The organism is Corallococcus sp. M7, from assembly GCF_054512695.1.
On the sequence record NZ_CM137252.1, the window covers coordinates 3,441,607 to 3,460,445 of the forward strand.

The window sequence follows — 18,839 nt, forward strand, 5'->3', positions numbered from 1 at the left end:
CGCACGTTCACGACAGCGTCATTCCAGCATGAAGCCCACCTTGGCCCTGCGCGCCTGCGCCGGGAAGTTGCGCGCCACCGCGTCCGCCAGATAGCCGGTGAGGTTGGGGAACACGTAGTCGCGCTCGGTGCTGGTCAGCCCCAACCACGACGCCAGCGTCCAGCCGTACTGCTCCACCGAGAGCGTGGGGATCCACCGGCCCCGCTCGTCCGTGGAGCCATCCAGTGAGCCCGTCAGGTCCAGGTTCGGGAAGGTGCCGTAGAACGCCCCGCCCGCCACGCGGCTGCCCAGGACGATGGCGTGACCGCCCCAGGCGTGGTCCGTGCCGCTGTCGCCGTTCTCCTGCAGCGTCCGGTTGAAGTCGCTCATGGTGAAGAGCGTGGCCTGCGGCGCGTTGGCGCCGAACGCGGGCTGCGTCTCCAGCAGCGCCATCGCCTTCTGGAAGGCGTCGAGCGCGAAGTCCAACTGCTCGAAGAGCTTCGGCTGGTCCACGTCCTCGTCGTGGTGTGTGTCGAAGGAGCCGAAGCCCACGGAGAACACCTGGCGCTTGAGGCCCAGGCCGCCCGCGCTCACCGGCATGGCGCCCGCCACCAGGTCGCGCACCACCTGGTAGAGCTGCGTGTGCAGCGTCCACTTCGGGGTGTCCTCCGTGGGCGTGGGCTCGAAGTAGTGATCAATGGTCAGGCGGGTGACCTCGGGCAGCTGCAACCATGCCGCCTCGCGCGCGGCGGCGCGGGCGGAGGAGAAGCCCTGCGCCGTGGTGAACACGCCCGCGTAGGCCGTCTCCAGCGCGTTGCCGTCCTGCACCGTCATCACGTCCGCCAGCGCCGACTGCTGGAGCAGGTCGAAGTCCGACGGCGGCGTGGTGACGGTGCGGAACGCGAGCGTGCCATCCGGAGCCACCATCATGGGCTTGCGCTCCGCGCCCACGCAGAAGCGCGGCTTTCCACCGAACGACGTCACCTCCGGGTAGTCCGGCGGCGTGCTGGTGTTGAGCATGTGCAGCTTGTCCGCCGTGCGGCCGCCCCAGCCCGTGACCTTGATGTCGGAGGTGACGGTGCTGGAGCCGGGGTTGGCCAGCGCGCTCGCCCACGCGTCCTGCTGGTCGCTGTGGGAGAAGAGGTTCTCCGGCACGGCGGTGCCGCCGGCCAGGTAATCCGCCTTGGTCAGCGGGAGCACCATCGGGCCCACGTTGCACACGAACGCGGCGCGGCCCGCCTGGAAGTGCGCGCGCAGCTTCGAGAGCGTCCGGGGCATGCCGAAGGTGGAGGTCAGGTTCGAGGGGCTGATGAGGTCCAGCTCGGTGCTCTTCAGCCCAACGGTAGGCCGTGCATCCAGGTACGCCGCGTAGGCGTTGGCCTCCACCGGGACGATGAGGTTGTTGCTGTCGTTGCCTCCCAACAGGAAGACGCAGACGGCCACGCGGCTGCCGGCGTAGCCGTTGAGGGTGGCCGCCTGGGCGTTGCCCACCCAGCGGGGAAGAGCGGCCGCGGCGGCCAGGAAGCCCAGGCCCTGCGTGGCGCGCCGGAGGAACTGGCGACGGGTCGTGGTCATGGGGGTCACCGCTGGATCTGGAAGGAGGGGGAGAGGAACGTCAGGTAGAGCGCCAGCTTCTTCTTGCGGATGAGCGTGTTCGCCCGGCTGTCGCCCATGGCCGTCAGCAGCTTCTGCTCCAATTCCGGCGCCATCGTGCCGTGCAGCCAGTAGCGGCCCAGGTACGCGACCAGGTCCGTGTGGGTGGACGGCAACAGGTCGTAGTCCACGGTGAGGCCCGCGTTGGTGGCGGCGCTGGTGTAGAGGAACTCGTGCAGGAAGTTGGCGCGGGCCGTGATGGTGGCCGTGTCCAGGATGGCGAACTCCGGCCCCACCAGGCCGTCCGCGCCCGGCAGCGGCGCGTTGGGCGGGTAGAAGCTGAACACGGAGGGCGGGCGCGGCACCCACTGGCCCATCGACCTGCTCCAGGTGCTGAGCTTCAGCCCCGGGTCCTTGGTGGCCGTGTCCAGCGTGGGGTCCAACCAGCGGACCACGTTGGTGACGAACAGCGCGGGCGAGCGCAGATGTCCGTAGCCGGGCCGCAGCGCCAGGGGCGGCTGGGCGCCGCGCGCCTCGGTGTCCTCCAGGATGGCGCGCACCACCGCCTGGAGGTTGCCGCGCGTGCCGGTGCCGTCGTTCTTGAAGACGGTGGCCACGCGCCGGACGTAGTTGGGCGTCGGGTTGCTCGTGACCAGGTGCTGGATGAGCTGCTTGCTGATGAACGGCGGGACGTTGGCGTCGTTGAAGACGTTGTTCAGCGCCTGGTTCAGGTGCGTGGTGATGTCCCCGTTCGCCGCGGTGGTGACACCCCGCAGGAGCACCTGTTGGCTCTTGTCGTGGTTGTTGTCACAGGGCATCAGCGGGTTCTTGTAGTCGGGCGTGTTGCCGGCGGCGCCCTTGGCCGGGCACGCCGTGGCGTTCCAGGTCCAGCCGGACAGGGCGTGCGCGAAGGCCTTCACCTGATCCTCGGTGTACGCGCGCTGCCGGTTGCCGTTCGCGTCCAGCAGCGGGGTGCCGTCGTTGTTCAGCTTGTCCGTGCCCAGCGTGAAGAGCTGGAGCATCTCCCGCGCGTAGTTCTCGTTCGGGTCAATGGGGTTGCCGTTCTTGTCGAACGCGCGGTTGTTCGCCATGTCCAGGTAGCGGCCCATGGCGGGGTTCTTCGTCACCTCCTCCAGCAGCGTGCGGAAGTTGCCGAAGGCGTGCTGCGACAGCAGGTTCATGTACCCAGCGAGCGCCACCTTGGCGTCCGGGTACGGCGTCCTCGTGGACTCCGGGATGCCGTTCTGGGAGACGACGAAGATCTGGCTGAGCGCGAACGCCACGCGCTGGCGGAGCTGATCCTCGCCCGTCACCGCGCGCTGGAAGAACTGCGAGCCCAGGTCCTGGGCGCTCTCCCCGTCGTACGGCGTGGCGGGCTGGAGCGCGAACTGCTCCGTGAGCGACTGGGTGATGCCCACGGACATCACGCGCTCCACGGTGCCCACCGGCGCGGGGGCCACGCCTCGCGCCAGCTTGGGCCCGAAGGAGGACTGCTCCAGGAAGCGGATGCTGTTCGCCTCTCCAGGCGTCTCCAGGGACTCCACGGCCTGTTCGGCCCGGCCCAGGACTTCCTGTTGTTCGGGGGGAGGGGACTCTGTTGCGGAAGGCCCGTCGGCCTGTGTGCAGGACGTGGCACACAAGGCGAGGGCCAGGGCGGTGCGACGAAGCATCCGGTACCTCCTGGTGACTGCGGGGGTGATCGACCCCGGCACGCCGGGGCCGCGACGTCGCAAAAGATTCTAAGTGATAGGTAAATTCATTTAAAGCGGCTTTTTCTGGTTGTGCCGGAACCATGGGATGCCAGAGGTTTCTTCGCGCCCGGGCGCGGGGCTCGGTCCGTATCTCTGGCGACACCGTCTTCCCGCGAGCCCGTGATGCCACCCGTCCTGCCCTGGTCCTGGTTCTCCGCGCTGCTGCTGGGGGCGCTCTGCGCCTGCGTCGCGCCAGTCCCTTCCGAGGGCACGCCGCCCCTGGGTGAGCAGATGGATCCCGCCCTGGCCGCGAGGCTCCAGACCGCGCGCGAGGCCGTGCGGGCGGACACGTGCTTCCGGGAGCACCCGGAGGGTGATGGGTGTGAGTGGGGCGACTTCGCCTTCGACCCTGGCGCGTTCGCGATGCGCCACGACAGCGGCGAGGCCATCCTCGTCATCGACGACTTCCCCTCGTTGCCGCTCCGGGCGGTGCGCTACCAGAACCGCCTCCGGGGGTATCTCCGGGTGGACGGGCAGGGGCGCCTGGTACCGGTCTCCTTCTCCTGGCGGCTCCCCGTCACGCTCTACCGGGTGCTCCAGTCATTCGCGTCGCCGGACTTCATCCCCGCGGAGCAACTGCGCTCGCTGGAGCCGCTGCTCTCGGAGACGTACCCCGCCCAGGCCAACGGCAGCGCGGGCCATGGCAGCTTCGTGTTCTCGCTGCTGGTGGAGAACAACCCGCACCAGTCCCTGGTCCTGCTGGACACGTTGCGCTTCCAGACCTTCGCGGCCGAGGAGTTCTGCGACGCCTCCGGGACGCCCGCATCCTTCGAGCGACTCCGGGCGAAGGCCTCGGTCGTCGCGGACGGGCTGCGCGCCCTGATGGCGGAGCACGGCGTGCGCTACGTCAACCTGAGCTCGGGCGTGACGCTGGCCTCCGTGCGCGAGGACTGGTTGGCGTCCTGCCAGGGGACCCTTCCCGACGACGCCGTGCTGCGCGGGAAGCTGGAGGCCTATACGCCCATCTACGCCGCGCTCTTCCACACGCCGGGCGTCTTCACGGCCCAGGCCGCCATCGACGCCGTCAGCCCCGAGGACAATCCCTTCGACTTCGCGTCGGAGGCATTTCCCAACCGGCTGCGGGTGGGGTTCTTCACGGTCCTCGAGTCCGGACTGGACGCGGAGGGCCGGGGCTCGCATGCGTCCCTCGGCGGTTGGCCGGGGCGGGCCAACGTGGACCTGTATGTGAATACGGGCGTGCTGCCCCAGCGGCCCTTCGAGCACAACCGGACGCCGCTGCTCCAGGTGGATGCCTTTGGCGTGGACCTCCTGCCCATCACCCGGGCCACCACGTCCTGGGTCGCGCCCCTGGCCCTCTCCCGGTTCATCCACGCGCGGTCCGCGCACTTCGCGGGGCAGGCGCTGTCGGACGCGCTGATCCATCAGGTGATGGAGCGGATGGTGCCGCCGCGCTGCGCGGACCTGCCCGGGGGCTCCTGCCTCTACCAGGACCCGCTGCTGCACGGGCAGACGGAGGCGGTCCGGCTCAACTACCGCCCGCGGGAGTACACCGCGCCCTGAGTGCTCCCGGCGGGGCGCGATGGTGTAGGAAGGTCTCGTGACGTCTCGAAGCCTTCCCACGCGCCCCATCTCCACGGCCGCCTTCCATGGCGTGACGCTGGCCTTCTTCGCGGGCTGCTCCGCGTGGCTCGTGCGCGAGTCGCGGGAGCTGGGAGGCCGTCCCGGGATGATGGCGCTGGGCGTGGCGGTGGCCTCGGCGGGACTGGCGCTCGTGGCGCTGGGCGCGCTCGTGGGGTTGCTGCGCGGTGGAAGACTCCTGGCGCTGCGCTCGCGCGCGGAGATGGGCACCTATGCGCTGGTGCTCGCGACCATGGCCGTGCTGGCGCTGGTGGGCCTGCGGCTCTTCTCCTCGGAGGGACGGCCCGCGCTGGCCACGTTCTGCCTGGGCGTCGCCGGGTGGCTCGCGGGCGTGGGGCTGCATGGCGTGCCCGCGCTGTTCCTGGGGCCCACGGGCTTCATCGATTCGCTGGGACGGCGCACGCCGTTCTCCCGGCTGGAGTGGTTCACGTTCCAGCGGGAGCAGGGGGACCTGCCCCGCGTGCGCCTCCAGGCGGGGCGCGGGACGCAGCTGCTCCTGGCCGCGCGGCTCGCGAGCTCGGACGAGGACGCGGTGCGGACCGCGCTCGTCGGAGCGGGCCTTACTTCCCGGCGGAGGTAGCGTCCCTCCACGGGTCTCCGCCCACGCCGAAGGCCTCCAACCGGAAGGACTGCGTGCCGGAGACGCTCACCAGGCCCAGCACCGGGACGCCGGGGGACCACTGGGCGATGGTGCCTCCGGCGTACGAGTACTCCGACACCGCCAGCTTCTTGCCGGCGACGGTCTCCGTCGTCTCGCGCAGCGGGTGGGGCCGCCGGTCGGCGCCCTGCTTGTTGAACGGCGCCGGCGTGTCGTTCGGCGGTCGGCCGGGAACGCGCACGCGCATGAGCAGCACGCTCTTCGCGCTGAAGCGCTCGCCCTCCACCAGGAAGTCGAAGCCCACGCGTCCGGCGGCGGGCACGTCGAGCTCGATGAGGACCCACCGGCCGCGCTTGCCTTCATGCCGTCCCGGACCGCCCAGCTTGATCACGAACTGCGGATGCCGTCCGGCGACGTGTTCACGTAGCGCGCCCAGCCGCCTTCCCGCACGACCAGCGGCAGGCCGAACAATGCATCCGGCGCGCTGTCCTGCGCCCGGGCGGGCAGGGCCCCCAGGCCCACGAGCAGCAACGCGAGCAGCGTCAGGAGCCGTCCCATGTGTCCCCCGGACTTGTCCGGCGTGGAGCCCCGGACCGATAGTGCTGTTCCCATGCGCCGCCTCCTGTGTCCCGTGTGCACCGCCGTGCTGCTCTCCGCCACGCCGGCCATGTCCGCCGCGCCCGACGCGGGCCTCGCTCCCACCACGACGGCGGCCTCTTCCGACGCGGGAGCGCCCACCCCCGCGGATCCGCCCATCGCCCCCGAGCGCCTCTCTGAGGCGCGCGCCCTGATGCCGCCCCTGCTGCTCTACGGCCAGTTCCAGCCGGTCGTGGGCACGTGGGTGGAATACACCGTCCGTTCGAAGCAGGTCACCTTCCCCGTGCGCGCCGCCATCGTGGGCGAGACTCCGCGCGAACGCGACACGCTCTACCAGGTGGAGCTGGACTACCAGACATCGCCGCGCGCCCTCATCATCGCCTGGGTGGCTCGCGCCGGGACGGGCCGCGCCATGGTGGAGCGGCTGGCCATCACCGTGCCGCCCAACACCCCCGTCGCCATTCCGGTGGACCTCGTCGCGGACCACGCCGCGCTCCGGGGCGCGCTCATCCGCCAGCGCGACACCGACGTGCGCGAAGGCCCCTTCGCCGGCAAGGGCCGTGAGCAGACCTTCCGCCTGGAGTCCGGTCAGCAGATGACCGTGGTGACGGCGGCCCGGGTGCCCGTGTTCGGCGTGGAGTCCCTGCGCGACGCGGACGTCACCTGGACGGCGGGGAAGAGCGGCACCGGGGCGAAGCCCACGCTGGACGCCGTGCCGCTGATGCTGCCCCGGATGCCGGTGCCCTGACCCCGGTGCATCCGGTTCAGCCGAACGGGTAGCCCAGCACGCAGTAGAAGCCGCGGATGTAGATGGTGAGCGCCGCGAACATCTCCGGCGCGAACGTGGTGATGGCGCCCACGCCGAACATGAAGGCCATCAGCAGCACCGTGAACTCCGCCATGGCCTGCCCCCGCGAGCGGGGACGCCGCATCCACCGGTAGCCACGCGACAACCAGCCATTCATCGATTCGACTCCTGGGGAAGGGGAGCACGCTCGAGCACGAACGTGATGAGGGATTCGGGGGGACCGTCCTTGTCGAGCGGCGCCAGCGTCAGCGACAGCCGCTCACCGGGGCGCTCGAAGTCGAGCACCTCCACGCCGCGCGCGAACCGCCGGTCCGAGAGCGTGTAGCCCCGGGAGGGCAGCTGCGCCCGGTAGAACTCCGCGAGCATCTGGGGCGTGCCGTGCGCCACCTGCGTGAGCGTGGTGCTGCCCGCGCCCAGGCCTTCGTTGCCTTCGTCCACGCGCAGCACCGTCACCGCGCCCGGCGGCTGCGGCAGCGACGCGGGCGCCGTGCCCTGCAGGTGGATGCCCTCGCGCGCCTCCACCAGCGAGGGGAACACGAGCGTGCGCGTCGTGGCGCCGCCCACGCGGATGGTGGTGACGGCCACCAGCGCGCCGAGCCGCTCGTCGTAATAGTTCACGGAGCCGCCGCCCGCGCCGTCGTCCTGCGTGACGATGTGGCGGCCTCGCAGCCGGAACTCCCGCGCGTAGAACTCCAGCACCTCGCCCGGCGGGTGGTCCGTTTCGAAATAGAGCATCTCCATGGGGCTGCCGTTGGTCACCAGCCGGCCCATGGGCACCATCACCGCGCCGGGGAAGGGCGGGATGACCCGCGTCACCCGGCCCACGCCCGCATCCGGAAACGGCGGTGCCGGTGGCAGGGCGACCTCCGGCGTGGAGGGCGGCCTCGCCGGAGCCTCCGTCGCCGGGGCCGGCGGGTCCTTCAAGAGCGCGGCGGTGGCCACGAGCGCGAGCAACCCGCCCAGTCCCAGCCAGCGCGTGAGCGCGCCCGTGCGGTCCGTCAGCCCGCTCATGGGATGCAGGCGTCGCTGTTGTAGTGGAAGTACGCCGCCGCGGCCGTCGTGGACTGCGTGTAGACGGACTCCGGCTGGTTGGAGATGGTCGCGCCCTGGAAGAAGTTCCCCCGGCACCGGTAGGCGCGCATGGGCCAGTTGTCGCCCCGGCCTCCGGAGTTGGAGAGGCCGCGCTTGGTGCGGATGTCGTTGGGCTCGCAGTTGCCGTAGCAGTAGCTGGTGTCGTTGCGCCAGTAGGCGGCCTGGAGCACGTCGCCGGGCACCGTGCGCGTGGGCCGGACCGCGTTGAAGCGGCCCGCGTCCGGCACCGCGCGGATGAGCACGGACTGGCGGATGTATTCGTCGGAGAAGGGGAAGTCGAGCCCCAGCACGGACAGCACCGCCGAGATGGAGTTCATCGCTCCGCCGCTGACGCCCGCGTAGACAATCTGACTGGAGCGGTCATGCGTGAGCTGCTCCACGCGCGGATACGTCTGCGACGGAGCGTCGCCCGGCCCCCACGCCTTCCACGTGTCGTGGAAGAGGTAGAAGTGCTCCTGGAAGTTCAGGTCCAGCTGGTTGCCGTCGAAGCCCGTCGTGTAGAGGGCGACCTCGCGGGGGATGATGTGGTTGACCATCCGGACCTGCACGTCCGCCTGGACCGCTCCCTGGCTGGGGTCGAACCCCATGTCCTCGACCAGCTGCTCCGGCGAGCCGCCCAGCGCGCCAATGGCCGCGCCCGCGATGCCTCCCACGCCGGCCTGCCCGCCCATCTTGGACATCTCCACGCTCTCGAGCGGCGCGTCCGCGTTCTGGGCCTGCACCTGGATGGTGAGGCCGTTGCGGTAGGCCGTGCCCAGGGTGCCCGTCTTGGTGGAGCCCTCCAGGTCCTGGTAGCGCTGCCGCGCCTCCGCCGCGATGGTGGAGACGTCCTGGCGCATGGTGCGCTCGAAGGCGACGAAGCGCGCCATCTCCGCCATCTTGATGCGCGCGCGCTGTACCTCCCAGAAGTAGTTCGCCCAGAGGACGAGCACGACGAGCAGCGGCGCCAGGAGCGCCAGCTCCACCGTCGCGACCCCCGCGATGCGCGCCGGGCGTGAAGGGAACGAGGGCGCATCAGTAGTTGATGCCTTGAATGAGCCATTCGCTGTCCTCCCAGGCGGGCACCAGCCACTTGAGGTGATCCGCGTCCCAGTGCGTCTGCACGGGCGCCAGGCGCGCGGTCCAGAGCGGGTTGAAGAAGTTGGGCTCCTCCTTCCACGCGTTGGGGCGATGGTAGACGGCGCGGCCCACCGCCATGGCCATCATGCCGCCCGTGCGCTGGCGGAAGTCCGCCGCGTAGCCGTCCTGCTTGCCGCCCACGTACTCCCAGGTCATGTCCAGGTACGACTCGCGGATGCCCTCGTCGTTGTTCTCCGCGGTGTTGTACTTGCCGTCGCCGTTGCCCTCCATGAACGCGTTGTCCTTCAGGTTCTCCAGCTCGTAGACGGGCTTCTTGCCGGACTTCTCCGCGCCCATGTCCTTGCCCAGGACGATGAGGTTGCACGGGTAGCCGAAGTGGTTCTGCCGGGGGCTGACGAAGCTGGTGTCGGACGTGATGAACGGCGTGATGCCCAGCCACGGGTGGTGGTCATCCGTCTTGTTGGAGCCGTATTCCTGGTGGAAGCCGCCCCGGTTGTCCGCCGCCGCCCGGAAGCGCAGCCGGAAGACGTCGCTCCAGCCGAACATGAAGCAGGTGGGGCGCACCTCGATGCGGATGTCGTCCGACGCGAAGAGCTGATCCTTGCGGTTGTTCTCGAAGTTCTCGTCGAAGCTCTTGATCTGGCTGTCCGCCGTCTTGCGGATGCGCAGTTGGCCAATGACGACGCACAGGTTGAACTCCCATCTGCGGCCAATGAGGATGGGCCCCTGGCCCTCGGCCGTCCACGGCCGGCGCACGCCGTTGGCCAGGTTGCCCATCAGCAGGCGGTACTTGGCCATGTTCGGATCCGACAGCTTGTTGGCCGTCACCAGCTTCCCCCGCGTGAGCATGCCGGTGGGGTCCACGCCCATGGTGGGGCTGCTGCTGAAGGGGCCGTCGTCCAGCACGTGCAGGAAGTTCTTGGCGTTGGAGTAGTTGATGTCGCTCGGGTTGCCGAACAGCGAGGACACGGACGCGTTGTTGAAGGACTGCCCGGAGTCCATGTCCTCGGTGACCTCCGCCCGGGGGTCGGTCTTCGAGATGACGTCCCCGTGCCCCTTCGTGGTGTAGAGGTCGAAGAGGGTCCCCGTGAGCATGGCCTCCTGGGCCAGCCAGAGCGCGATGTTGAGCGCTGTGATGACGGGGATGAGCAGTCGTGAGACGGTCTCCACCGTGACCTTCCAGGCTTTTATCGCCGTGGAGACCGCCGTGAAGATGGCGCCGATGCCGGGGATGTATTGCAGGTACTTGGCCGCGACGCCGATGGTGCGGTCCAGGTACACCGCGTGGCTCACGTAGGACATCAACGTGAGCATCGCGGAGTAGTGCACGATCATCGCGCGGTTGGTGTACGCGAGGAAGTTGTAGGCCCGCGCCTCCTTCACCGCCAGCGAGTACGCCTGCGCGTCCGCGGCGTCCTGCAGCTTGATCTTCTCGTAGACGCCCTGGCCAATGCCCACCGACGTCATGATGGTGACGGCCAGCACCAGCATGACCACCACCCCAAGCACCATGGCCTGCCCGCGCTCGTCGCGCCGCAGTCTTCGCAGAATCCGAAACATCCGAGGGGGTCCTTCTGGCCGGCGCCGGGGGAGACGCTAGCCGTCGACGGCGCACGAGGTGGGGCCATGCGCGCCGTTGAGGAAGTTGGACTGCATGCGCATCGAATACGTGGACACGACGGGGATGGCGAAGACGTTGCTCTCCGCGAGCGTGCGGATCTTCTTGTGGTCGTTGCTCTGGCCCGCGCCCTGGTCCTCCAGGTGGGCCGTGAGGCTGCCGCCGTTCACCTTCTGGGTGGTGAAGTTGACGCCCCGCATGGCCAGGCCGTTGAGCGCCTCGCGGCCCATGTAGAAGGCGTGCAGCTGCCAGTTCGCGAACGGGATGCGCATCTCGTAGAAGTACGTGACGCGCACCGTGAGGAGGTTGGCCTCGATGACCTGCGCGTTGCGGATGTCGTCGAAGTCCACCTCCAGGTCCGACAGGTGCGAGCCATAGGAGGAGAAGAGGGTGGGCAGCTGGCTGCGGCGGGGGTTGAGCACCTCCACCCGCACGCGCTCCAGGTTCACCTCCTGGTAGCGCTGGTTCTGGTCCGCGAGCTTTTCATCCGTGTACGCGTCATGGACCAGCGCCACGTTGATGAGCGTGTCCACGCGGCCCTTGCCGCCGGACTTGGGCGGCCCCAGGGTGGGCAGCAGCGCCACGTAGGCGGCCTTCTTCATGATCTCGCAGTCGCCGCTGTTGACGATGCCCGCGCGCGTCGCCCGGTACGCGGCGTACTCCGTCATCAGCCGCGCATGGTGGAGCGTCCCCAGTTGGAGGATGCCCAGGATGAGGAACACCATCACCGGGATGACCAGGGCGGACTCCACGAGCGCCTGACCCGACTCACCGGGATGGGTTGAAGGGGACCTTTTCATGGGACGTCCAATATTCACACAGCGTGTCACGGGGATGCCAGTCGGCGGCCGCCCGGCCGCCCGTCAGCCTTTCCCATGAAACAGGCCGTATCCAACCCGTGATGCAAAAAGACGGTATCGGGCACGTGGACGCGCGTGACCCGAAGTGGCCACCCGTTGGGTGGAGGTGAAGGCTACCGGGTGCGTTTTCCGGGTTTCGAGCCCTGCACCAGCGTGGTGACAAGCGTTTGCGCCAGCACCTCTGCCGGGGATCCCTGGAATCCGGTGCAGGTGAGCTTGAGGCTGATGATGCCGTGCAGCCCCGCCCAGAAGACCTCCGCCAGCTGCTCCGCGGGTGTGGCTTCCGGGACCCGGCCCGCCGCCTTCAGGTCCTCGCAAGCGCTGACCAGCAGCGCGAAGGACCGGGGGCCTTCTCCGTGCTGCTTGTCCTGGAAGAGCTCCGCGGACAGCTTGGGGTCCTCCATGAAGATGAGGCGGTAGGTCTCCGGATGCTCCAGGCCGAAGCTCAGGTAGGCCTGGGCCAGGCGTGACAGCCGCTCCACCGGCTCCTTCACGGCGGCCGCCGGCTCCAGCACCGCGAGCAGCTCCTGGAACCCGCGCACGCACAGCTCACGCGCGATGGCGTCGCGGTTCTCGAAGTGCAGGTAGAGCGTCGCGGGCGCGTACTCCACCGCGTCCGCCAGCTTGCGCATGGAGAGGGCCCCGAACCCCTCCTTCATCACCATGTCCCGCGCCACCCGGAGGATGTGCTCCCGCAGCTCCGCCCGCTGTCGCTCCTTGCGCTCCGTGATGCCCATGTCACGAGGATAGGGCTTGACGAAATGAACATCCAGCAATAGATGAACGGTGTTCACCGAACGGTGTTCATGAAAAGTTCGGACGTTCAATTCTTCCCAGGAGAGCGACATGGAAACGGTGGCGTTGTTCGGCGCCTCGGGCGTCATCGGTCAGTCCGTGGCGCGGGCGCTCCAGGCACAGGGCCGGGGTTACCGCGTGGTGGGGCGCTCGGAAGGCAGCCTGCGCAGGGAGTTTGGCGCGGACCCCCGGGCGGAGGTGGTGACGTGGAATCCGGAGGACCCGGCCTCCATCCGCGCCGCGGCTCGGGGCGTGCGGACCCTCATCTACATGGTGGGGGTGAACTACTGGCAGTTCCACCTGCACCCGGAGCTGATGCGCCGCACGCTGGACGCGGCCATCGCGGAGGGCGTGGAGCGGGTGGTGCTCATCGGCACGGTGTATCCGTACGGCCTGCCGCGCGGCGCGACGGTGACGGAGTCCCATCCGCGCGAGCCGAACTCCTACAAGGGCCGCATGCGCAAGGCCCAGGAGGACCTGCTGCTGGAGGCGGACGCCGCGGGGAAGATCAAGGGCACCATCCTCCGGCTGCCGGACTTCTACGGGCCGGGCGTGGAGCGCAGCTTCCTGTACCGGGCCTTCGTCGCGGCGAACCAGGGCAAGCGCGCGCCGCTCATCGGGCCGCTGGACACGCCGCATGAGTTCGTCTTCGTGGACGACGTGGGCCCCATCGTCACCGCGCTGATGGACGAGCCGCGCGCGTACGGCCGCTTCTGGAACCTGGCGGGCGCGGGCGCCACCACCCAGCGCGAGATGGTGAAGGAGATGTACGCGCAGGCGGGCCACGCGCCGAAGACGATGGCGATGGGGAAGGGGATGGTGCGGCTCGCGGGCCTCTTCGATCCCTTCATGCGCGAGCTGGTGGAGATGTACTACCTGCTCACGAACCCCGTGCTGCTGGACGACTCCGCGCTGCGCGGGCTGCTGGGCACGGTGCACAAGACGCCGTACGCGGAAGGCATCCGCCAGACGCTCGCGGCGCTGCGCCGCGAGCAGGAGGCGAAGGCAGCTCCGGCCCGGGCCGCCGCGACGACCTGAGCCGGAACCCTCACGCGGGCCGGGGCGCCGCGGGACGCGCGGGACCCAGGCCTCGCTCCCGCGTGCGGGCGTTCGCCAGCCGCTGCCGGTGGCCCGCGAGCAGATCGCTTCGGGTGAGGATGCCCACGACGTGCTGGGGCCGCGCGCGGGTGACGACGGGCAGCCGGCCCACGCCCTCGTCCATCATCAGGTCCGCCGCCTCGCGCAGGGAGCTGTCCTCGAAGACGACCGCGGGCGGCCGCTTCACCACGTCGCGCAGCCGCCGGCCTTCGCTCGCGTGGCCATCCAGCAGGTCCCTGCGCGTGACGACGCCCATGAGCTCGCCTTCCCGGGACACGACAGGGAAGCCCTGGTGGTGGGCGCCCGAGGCGTCGGATGAAAGCCACGCGCGCACCTCCTCCAGGAGCATGTCCGCCTGCAGCGTCACCACGACCTTGAGGCCGTGGTCGCGCACGAGCGCCGTCCCCAGCGCGTCCGCGCCCAGCTCCGTGGGGATGCGGGCGCCCCGGCGGGCCAGCTTCTCCGTCATGATGGAGTGCCGCATGAGCAGCGCGGACACCAGGTAGGACGCCGCGCAGCCGGCGAGCAGCGGCAAGAGGCCCAGCGGCTGCCGCGTCGTTTCGAAGGCGAACACCACCGACGCGAGCAGCGCGCGGGACGCCCCCGCGAAGAGCGCGGCCATGCCCACCAGCGCCGCGACGCGCACGTCCACGCCCAGGTGGGGGAACAGCTGCGTGGCCAGGAGCCCCAGGCCGGAGCCCAGGCCGCCGCCCAGGGTGAAGAGGGGCGCCAGCGTGCCGCCGGACGTCCCGCTCCCCAGCGCGACGGACCAGGAGATGAACTTGAGCGCGCAGAAGAGGATCATCGCCGTCCCCACGAAGCGGCCGGACAGGATGTCCTCGATGTTGGTGTAGCCCACGCCCAACGTGCGCGGGGAGAAGTAGCCCACCACGCCCACGACGATGGCGCCCAGCGCGGGCCACCACATCCAGTGGATGGGCAGCTTCTCGAACATGTCCTCCAGCCAGTACACCGCGCGCGTGCACGCCACGGAGGCGGCGCCGATGATGAGCCCCAGCACGCCGTAGAACGCGAGCGCGCTGCCCGACGGCGTCGTCAGGTCCGGGATGGCGAACGCGGGCGCGCCGCCCATGAAGGCGATTCTCACGCCGGTGGCGGTGGCGGTGGCCAGGGCCACGGGGATGACGGAGCGGGGCTTGAACTCGAAGAGCAGCAGCTCCACGGCCAGGAGCACGGCGGACACCGGCGCGCCGAACGTGGCGGCCATGCCCGCGGCGGCGCCCGCGGCGAGCAGCGCCTTGCGCTCATCCGCCGTGACGTGCAGCCCCTGTCCCAGGAGCGACCCCAGCGCGCCACCCGTGGCGATGATGGGCCCCTCCGCGCCGAACGGGCCGCCGGTGCCGATGGCGATCGCCGCCGACAGCGGCTTGAGTAGCGTCATGCGGGGCGGGATGCGGCTCTGGTTGAACAGCACCTGCTCCATGGCCTCCGGGATGCCGTGGCCCCGGATGGCCCGCGAGCCGTAGCGCGCCATCAACCCCACGATGAGGGCACCCGCCACGGGCACCAGCACGACCCAGCCGCCCAGCGTGTGGTCCCCGGGGGACACCGGCTGCACGGACAGCCGTCCGAAGAAGGCCAGGTTGGTGACGAAGTGGATGAGGGCGCCCAGCCCCTGGGCCACCAGCCCCGCGACGAGCGCGAGCGCCACCGCCATGCCGCTGATGAGCACGGTGCGCGAGTCCACCGACGCGAAGACAGGAGGGGTGCGCAGGCTGGCGAGCGCGGGGCCCATCGACGGGGCCACGGGGAGGCTGGACCGCGCCTCCGAGCCCTCGCCCAGGCCCTCTTCGATGCGTTCCACATCAGGTTTCTTCATCGGTGTGCTCCTGTGTCTTGCGGCGCCGCGAAGGGCGCGAGCTTTCGTCTTCGAAGAAGAGCGGGGCCACGTCCCCGTCGAGCCCCAGGGCGCGCACCCAGGCGTCCAGACCCTGGACCAGCCCCGCGCGCACGTCGGGCGGCAATCCGCGCAGCCCGGAGATGAGCCGCGCCTGGGCCATGGGCGGCGCCTTGCGCACCAGCGCGCGGCCCTTGGGCTCCAGCGCCACCTCCGCGCGGCGGCCGTCCTCGTCGGAGCGGCGGCGGCTCACCAGCCCCTGCTCAATCAGCTTGGTGACGACGACGGACACGCTGCTCTGGTGCGTGAGCGTGCGCTCCGCGAGCGTGTTGATGGAGCACGGCCCGCTCTCCGCCAATTCCTGGAGGATGAAGAGCTGGGCGCCGCTGATGCCCACCAGCCGTTCGGAAGCGCGAGCGGAGACCCGCAGCAGGCGCACCAGCCGGCGCACGCCGTCCATGGCCGCGCGCACCTCGACGGAGACGTCCGAGGGCGGCGGCTGATTTGTATGGGAGCCCATATAACTGCCCGCAACCTACGGAGCAGGGGAGGCGGACACAAGCGAAAGTGGGGGGGAGGCCTGGCTGCCTGGGGGAGAGCGGAGGGCTCACCGCCGGAGCGCACGGCCGGTGCGTCTCATGGCGGGAGCGACCGCGAGGCCCGGTCATGCGGCCCGGACCTCGCGAGGAAGCGGACCTGACGGGCCTGGGCTTCGGTCATGCATGTCATTGAGGGCGTGCAACGCCTTGCATCGCGGGTGGCGGTGGTACGGAGGCGCTGTCGCGCTGCGCCAGCAGCCAGTCCACGAAGAGGCGCGCGGCGGGGCGCAGCCGCCGGTGCGTGGGGTACACCACGAAGTAGCTGGCGCGGGTGGGCACGATGGGGCCGGGCAGCCGCAGGAGGCGGCCGTCCGCGAAGTAGGGCGTGGCGATCTTCTCGCGCGCCAGCGCCGCGCCCAGGCCCTGCACCGCGGCCATCAGCGCGCCGGTGGTGTCGCTGAAGCTGTAGCGCTCCTCGAACCGGGCCCCGCGCACGCCCGCCGAGCGGAACCAGTCCTGCCAGCCCTGACGGCTCAGGTCCGCGATGAGCGGGAGCTTCGCCACGTCCGCCGCGTCGCGCACGTGCTCGATGCCCGCGAGCCGCGCGGAGGCCACGGGGAACAGCGCGTCGTCCATGAGGGGCTGCGCGCTCAAGCCCGGCCAGGGGCCCTGTCCATAACGGATGCCCAGGTCCGGTCCCCCTTCGTCGAAGCGGGTGAGCGCCATCTCCGTGTCCACGTGGATCCGGATGCGCGGATGCCGCCGGGTGAACTCCGGCATGCGCGGCAACAGCCACGCGTACGTCAGCGAGTGCACCGTGGTGACGCGCACCACGGCGTCCTCGTCCCGCGAATGCTTGAGGCCCCCGAGCACGTGGTCCATGTCCGACAGCGCGTTGCTGGCGGCGTCCGCGAGCTGTCTGCCCTCCGCCGTCAGCGCCACGCCCCGGGCATGCCGTTGGAAGAGCGCGACACCCAGGCGGTCCTCCAGCTTGCGGACGTGGTGGCTGACGGCGCTGGCGGTCAGGTGCAGCTCCTCCGCCGCGCGGGCGAAGTTCTGGTGTCGGGCGGCGGACTCGAAGGCCGCCAGGGCGGGGAGCAGGTCGGTGTGGAGGGGCATGGGGACGAGCCTCAAATCTGGCTCATGTCTGACACGGAAAGGATGCGCTTGTGAAGAAAGGGGCTCGGCGTGAAGAGAGGGCCAGACAGAAGTCTGATTCCTTCCTCGCACGAGGGGGCCGCCATGAGCGCTTCCGGTCTCACCCATCCCCAGGCCGTGACTCCTACCTTCAACCGGGCGTGGCTCACGCCCCTGGAACTGGGAGGGCTGGCCGCCATCTGGGGCGCGTCCTTCCTGTTCCTGCGCATCGCGGCGCCGGCCTTCGGCCCCATTCCCCTGGTGGCGCTGCGCCTGGTGCTGGGCGCGGCGGTGCTGATGCCCTTCCTGTGGCGCGCGCGCACGGCCATCCGTCGCGAGCTCTGGCCCCGGCTGGCCCTGGTGGGCGTCATCAACGCGGCGGTGCCCTTCTCGCTGTTCGCCTGGGCCGCGCGGCAGGCCCCCGCGGGCGTCGGGGCCATCACCAACAGCATGGCGGTGCTCTTCACCGCCCTGGTGGCGTTCCTCTTCTATGGCGAGCGCATCGGGCCCCGGCGCGCGGTGGCGCTGTTCGCGGGCTTCGCCGGCGTGGTGGTGCTGGCCAGCGGCAAGGCGGCGGGAGCGAGCGTCGCCGGGGCCGTGGCGGCGGGGACCACGGGCGCGTTCCTCTACGGCATTGGCTCCAACCTGGTGCGCCGACACTTCACCGGGCTGCCGGCCTCCGCGGTCGCGGCCGCAACGCTCGCCTGCGGCGCGGTGCTGATGCTGCCCTTCGCGGTGGTCATGTGGCCCACGGAGTCCATCGGCCCGCGGCCCTGGCTGGCGGCGACGGCCCTGGGCGTCGTCTGCACCGGGTTCGGGTACGCGGTGTTCTACCGCCTCATCCAGCGCATCGGCGCGCCGCGCGCCTCCGTCGTCACCTACCTGGTTCCGCTGTTCGCGCTGACCTGGGCCTGGCTGCTCCTGGGCGAGCCGCTGACGCCCACCATGCTGGTGGCGGGCACCCTCATCCTGGGGAGCGTGGCGCTGGGGCAGTCCTCCTCGGCGCCCAAGGCGAAGTGAGGCGTCAGCTCCGCTCGAACTTCCAGATGCGGTAGCCGTCGCGAACCGGCTGCATGAACCGCCGGACGATGAACGCCGGGACGCGCTTCCCGGCCAGCTCCAGGGCGCGCAGGGGGACGGAGGTGGCGGACGCGGCCTGGTAGCCCGCCTCCAGGAAGAGGGACTCCGGCGTGTCCGTCATGTCCTGGAAGGACGCGCCCATGCTGGCGAGCACCGCGTGCAGGTCGCGGCTGTACTCGCGCTGGAAGCTTGCGCGCATCAGGTCGCAGTACACGGCGTGGTGGGGGAACACCTGCTGGAGCACCGTGAGCATGTCCCGGCGCTGCGCGGTGGACAGGTACATCAGCACGCCCTCGATGATGACGTGCGTGCGCCGCGAGTCTTTGTAGGGCTCCAGCTTCCGGGCGAGTGACTCCGTCGCGAAGTCGATGGGGAGCCGCTCGAGCGGATTCTTCGCCTCCGTCACCGGCAGCTTCGCGTCCTTGAGCGTGAGGATGGCGGGCTCGTCCACCTCCAGCCACCGGCCTCCACGCAGACGGTAGGCCCGCGTGTCGAAGCCCGCGCCCAGCACCACCACCCGCGCGTCCTGCGCGCGGTCCAGCTCCTCCTGCACCAGCGCGTCGATGATCTGATGCCGCGCGGCGTTGCTCGCGTTGGGCCGGTCGAAGTACTGGAACCGGGACCAGAGCTGCCGCGCCTCGTCATCCATGAAGCGGGCGGCGAAGGTGTCATTGCACAGCGGCCGTGGCTTGCGCGCGTCCTCCGCCCGGCAGGCCAGGGTGTAGTACGCGGTCTTCGAGATGGCATTGGCCATGGT

19 protein-coding genes are annotated in these 18,839 nt (G+C 70.3%); 5 read left to right on the plus strand and 14 right to left on the minus strand.

Annotation, left to right across the window (positions count from 1 at the left end):
• Positions 1-18: 18 nt before the first annotated feature.
• Both ACX114_RS13995 and ACX114_RS14000 read right to left on the minus strand, forming a co-directional pair.
• Positions 19-1,554 carry a DUF1501 domain-containing protein gene (locus ACX114_RS13995; protein WP_459298371.1) on the minus strand — a complete coding sequence of 512 codons (1,536 nt, stop codon included), beginning with the start codon at positions 1,552-1,554 and terminating at the stop codon, positions 19-21.
• Positions 1,555-1,559: 5 nt separating this feature from the next.
• Entirely contained in the window at positions 1,560-3,242 is a 1,683-nt protein-coding gene (locus ACX114_RS14000; protein WP_459298373.1) for a DUF1800 domain-containing protein, read from the minus strand.
• A 204-nt stretch (positions 3,243-3,446) separates the two neighbouring features.
• Here ACX114_RS14000 and ACX114_RS14005 point away from each other — a divergent pair, with 204 nt between their 5' ends.
• Together ACX114_RS14005 and ACX114_RS14010 are read left to right on the plus strand one after the other, a co-directional pair.
• Entirely contained in the window at positions 3,447-4,844 is a 1,398-nt protein-coding gene (locus ACX114_RS14005) for a hypothetical protein (RefSeq protein WP_459298375.1), read from the plus strand.
• A gap of 37 nt (positions 4,845-4,881) precedes the next feature.
• Positions 4,882-5,502: a hypothetical protein gene (locus ACX114_RS14010; RefSeq protein WP_459298377.1), complete on the plus strand. Its 621-nt coding sequence runs from the start codon at positions 4,882-4,884 to the stop codon at positions 5,500-5,502.
• Here ACX114_RS14010 and ACX114_RS14015 read toward each other — a convergent pair.
• Entirely contained in the window at positions 5,483-5,911 is a 429-nt protein-coding gene (locus ACX114_RS14015; RefSeq protein WP_459298379.1) for a hypothetical protein, read from the minus strand. The two genes, ACX114_RS14010 and ACX114_RS14015, sit on opposite strands and share 20 nt — an antisense overlap.
• A complete protein-coding gene (locus tag ACX114_RS14020) occupies positions 5,908-6,132 on the minus strand; it encodes a hypothetical protein (protein ID WP_459298381.1) in 225 nt (74 codons plus the stop codon). Before ACX114_RS14020 ends, ACX114_RS14015 begins: the two co-directional genes overlap by 4 nt.
• Between ACX114_RS14020 and ACX114_RS14025 the strand changes: the two genes are divergently transcribed.
• Positions 6,131-6,865, plus strand: a complete 735-nt coding sequence (locus tag ACX114_RS14025) for a hypothetical protein (protein WP_459298383.1) — start codon at positions 6,131-6,133, stop codon at positions 6,863-6,865. The genes ACX114_RS14020 and ACX114_RS14025 overlap by 2 nt on opposite strands.
• A 16-nt stretch (positions 6,866-6,881) precedes the next feature.
• On the opposite strand, the gene ACX114_RS14030 is transcribed toward ACX114_RS14025, so the two are convergent.
• From ACX114_RS14030 to ACX114_RS14055, 6 genes are all read right to left on the minus strand, one after another.
• Positions 6,882-7,082, minus strand: coding sequence for a hypothetical protein (locus ACX114_RS14030; protein ID WP_121778017.1), 201 nt, complete (start codon positions 7,080-7,082; stop codon positions 6,882-6,884).
• Positions 7,079-7,936, minus strand: a complete 858-nt coding sequence (locus ACX114_RS14035; RefSeq protein WP_459298385.1) for a hypothetical protein — start codon at positions 7,934-7,936, stop codon at positions 7,079-7,081. Before ACX114_RS14035 ends, ACX114_RS14030 begins: the two co-directional genes overlap by 4 nt.
• Positions 7,933-8,982, minus strand: a complete 1,050-nt coding sequence (locus ACX114_RS14040; RefSeq protein ID WP_459298387.1) for a pilus assembly protein — start codon at positions 8,980-8,982, stop codon at positions 7,933-7,935. Before ACX114_RS14040 ends, ACX114_RS14035 begins: the two co-directional genes overlap by 4 nt.
• 49 nt (positions 8,983-9,031) lie before the next feature.
• Positions 9,032-10,657, minus strand: coding sequence for a pilus assembly protein (locus tag ACX114_RS14045; protein ID WP_459298389.1), 1,626 nt, complete (start codon positions 10,655-10,657; stop codon positions 9,032-9,034).
• A 36-nt stretch (positions 10,658-10,693) separates the two neighbouring features.
• A complete protein-coding gene (locus tag ACX114_RS14050; RefSeq protein WP_459298391.1) occupies positions 10,694-11,515 on the minus strand; it encodes a TadE family protein in 822 nt (273 codons plus the stop codon).
• Between the two features lie 173 nt (positions 11,516-11,688).
• Complete coding sequence (locus ACX114_RS14055; RefSeq protein WP_459298393.1) at positions 11,689-12,312, minus strand: TetR/AcrR family transcriptional regulator; 624 nt, start codon at positions 12,310-12,312, stop codon at positions 11,689-11,691.
• A gap of 109 nt (positions 12,313-12,421) precedes the next feature.
• Here ACX114_RS14055 and ACX114_RS14060 point away from each other — a divergent pair, with 109 nt between their 5' ends.
• A complete protein-coding gene (locus ACX114_RS14060) occupies positions 12,422-13,408 on the plus strand; it encodes an NAD-dependent epimerase/dehydratase family protein (RefSeq protein ID WP_459298395.1) in 987 nt (328 codons plus the stop codon).
• 10 nt (positions 13,409-13,418) lie between these two features.
• Here the strand turns inward: ACX114_RS14060 and ACX114_RS14065 are convergent, their stop codons facing one another.
• From ACX114_RS14065 to ACX114_RS14075, 3 genes are all read right to left on the minus strand, one after another.
• Positions 13,419-15,308 (minus strand): chloride channel protein, encoded by a 1,890-nt coding sequence (locus tag ACX114_RS14065; RefSeq protein WP_459298397.1) that lies wholly within the window; start codon positions 15,306-15,308, stop codon positions 13,419-13,421.
• Positions 15,295-15,846, minus strand: coding sequence for a MarR family winged helix-turn-helix transcriptional regulator (locus ACX114_RS14070; RefSeq protein WP_459298399.1), 552 nt, complete (start codon positions 15,844-15,846; stop codon positions 15,295-15,297). The genes ACX114_RS14065 and ACX114_RS14070 overlap by 14 nt, the downstream gene beginning before the upstream one ends.
• 205 nt (positions 15,847-16,051) lie before the next feature.
• Positions 16,052-16,984 (minus strand): LysR substrate-binding domain-containing protein, encoded by a 933-nt coding sequence (locus ACX114_RS14075; protein ID WP_459298401.1) that lies wholly within the window; start codon positions 16,982-16,984, stop codon positions 16,052-16,054.
• Positions 16,985-17,107: 123 nt separating this feature from the next.
• Here ACX114_RS14075 and ACX114_RS14080 point away from each other — a divergent pair, with 123 nt between their 5' ends.
• On the plus strand, positions 17,108-18,022 hold the full coding sequence (locus ACX114_RS14080; protein ID WP_459298403.1) for a DMT family transporter: 915 nt from the start codon (positions 17,108-17,110) through the stop codon (positions 18,020-18,022).
• Between the two features lie 4 nt (positions 18,023-18,026).
• On the opposite strand, the gene ACX114_RS14085 is transcribed toward ACX114_RS14080, so the two are convergent.
• Positions 18,027-18,836: a class I SAM-dependent methyltransferase gene (locus tag ACX114_RS14085; RefSeq protein ID WP_459298405.1), complete on the minus strand. Its 810-nt coding sequence runs from the start codon at positions 18,834-18,836 to the stop codon at positions 18,027-18,029.
• Positions 18,837-18,839 lie beyond the last annotated feature (3 nt).

Excerpts from the sequence above, each read along its gene's own strand:
- ACX114_RS14085 (WP_459298405.1), bottom strand. The coding sequence starts at position 18,836 with ATGGCCAATGCCATCTCGAAGACCGCGTACTACACCCTGGCCTGCCGG.
- ACX114_RS14000 (WP_459298373.1), bottom strand. The coding sequence starts at position 3,242 with ATGCTTCGTCGCACCGCCCTGGCCCTCGCCTTGTGTGCCACGTCCTGC.
- ACX114_RS14050 (WP_459298391.1), bottom strand. The coding sequence starts at position 11,515 with ATGAAAAGGTCCCCTTCAACCCATCCCGGTGAGTCGGGTCAGGCGCTC.
- ACX114_RS14075 (WP_459298401.1), bottom strand. The coding sequence starts at position 16,984 with ATGCCCCTCCACACCGACCTGCTCCCCGCCCTGGCGGCCTTCGAGTCC.
- ACX114_RS14020 (WP_459298381.1), bottom strand. The coding sequence starts at position 6,132 with ATGGGAACAGCACTATCGGTCCGGGGCTCCACGCCGGACAAGTCCGGG.
- ACX114_RS14065 (WP_459298397.1), bottom strand. The coding sequence starts at position 15,308 with ATGAAGAAACCTGATGTGGAACGCATCGAAGAGGGCCTGGGCGAGGGC.
- ACX114_RS14060 (WP_459298395.1), top strand. The coding sequence starts at position 12,422 with ATGGAAACGGTGGCGTTGTTCGGCGCCTCGGGCGTCATCGGTCAGTCC.
- ACX114_RS14035 (WP_459298385.1), bottom strand. The coding sequence starts at position 7,936 with ATGAGCGGGCTGACGGACCGCACGGGCGCGCTCACGCGCTGGCTGGGA.
- ACX114_RS13995 (WP_459298371.1), bottom strand. The coding sequence starts at position 1,554 with ATGACCACGACCCGTCGCCAGTTCCTCCGGCGCGCCACGCAGGGCCTG.
- ACX114_RS14055 (WP_459298393.1), bottom strand. The coding sequence starts at position 12,312 with ATGGGCATCACGGAGCGCAAGGAGCGACAGCGGGCGGAGCTGCGGGAG.
- ACX114_RS14005 (WP_459298375.1), top strand. The coding sequence starts at position 3,447 with ATGCCACCCGTCCTGCCCTGGTCCTGGTTCTCCGCGCTGCTGCTGGGG.
- ACX114_RS14070 (WP_459298399.1), bottom strand. The coding sequence starts at position 15,846 with ATGGGCTCCCATACAAATCAGCCGCCGCCCTCGGACGTCTCCGTCGAG.
- ACX114_RS14030 (WP_121778017.1), bottom strand. The coding sequence starts at position 7,082 with ATGAATGGCTGGTTGTCGCGTGGCTACCGGTGGATGCGGCGTCCCCGC.
- ACX114_RS14045 (WP_459298389.1), bottom strand. The coding sequence starts at position 10,657 with ATGTTTCGGATTCTGCGAAGACTGCGGCGCGACGAGCGCGGGCAGGCC.
- ACX114_RS14080 (WP_459298403.1), top strand. The coding sequence starts at position 17,108 with ATGAGCGCTTCCGGTCTCACCCATCCCCAGGCCGTGACTCCTACCTTC.
- ACX114_RS14025 (WP_459298383.1), top strand. The coding sequence starts at position 6,131 with ATGCGCCGCCTCCTGTGTCCCGTGTGCACCGCCGTGCTGCTCTCCGCC.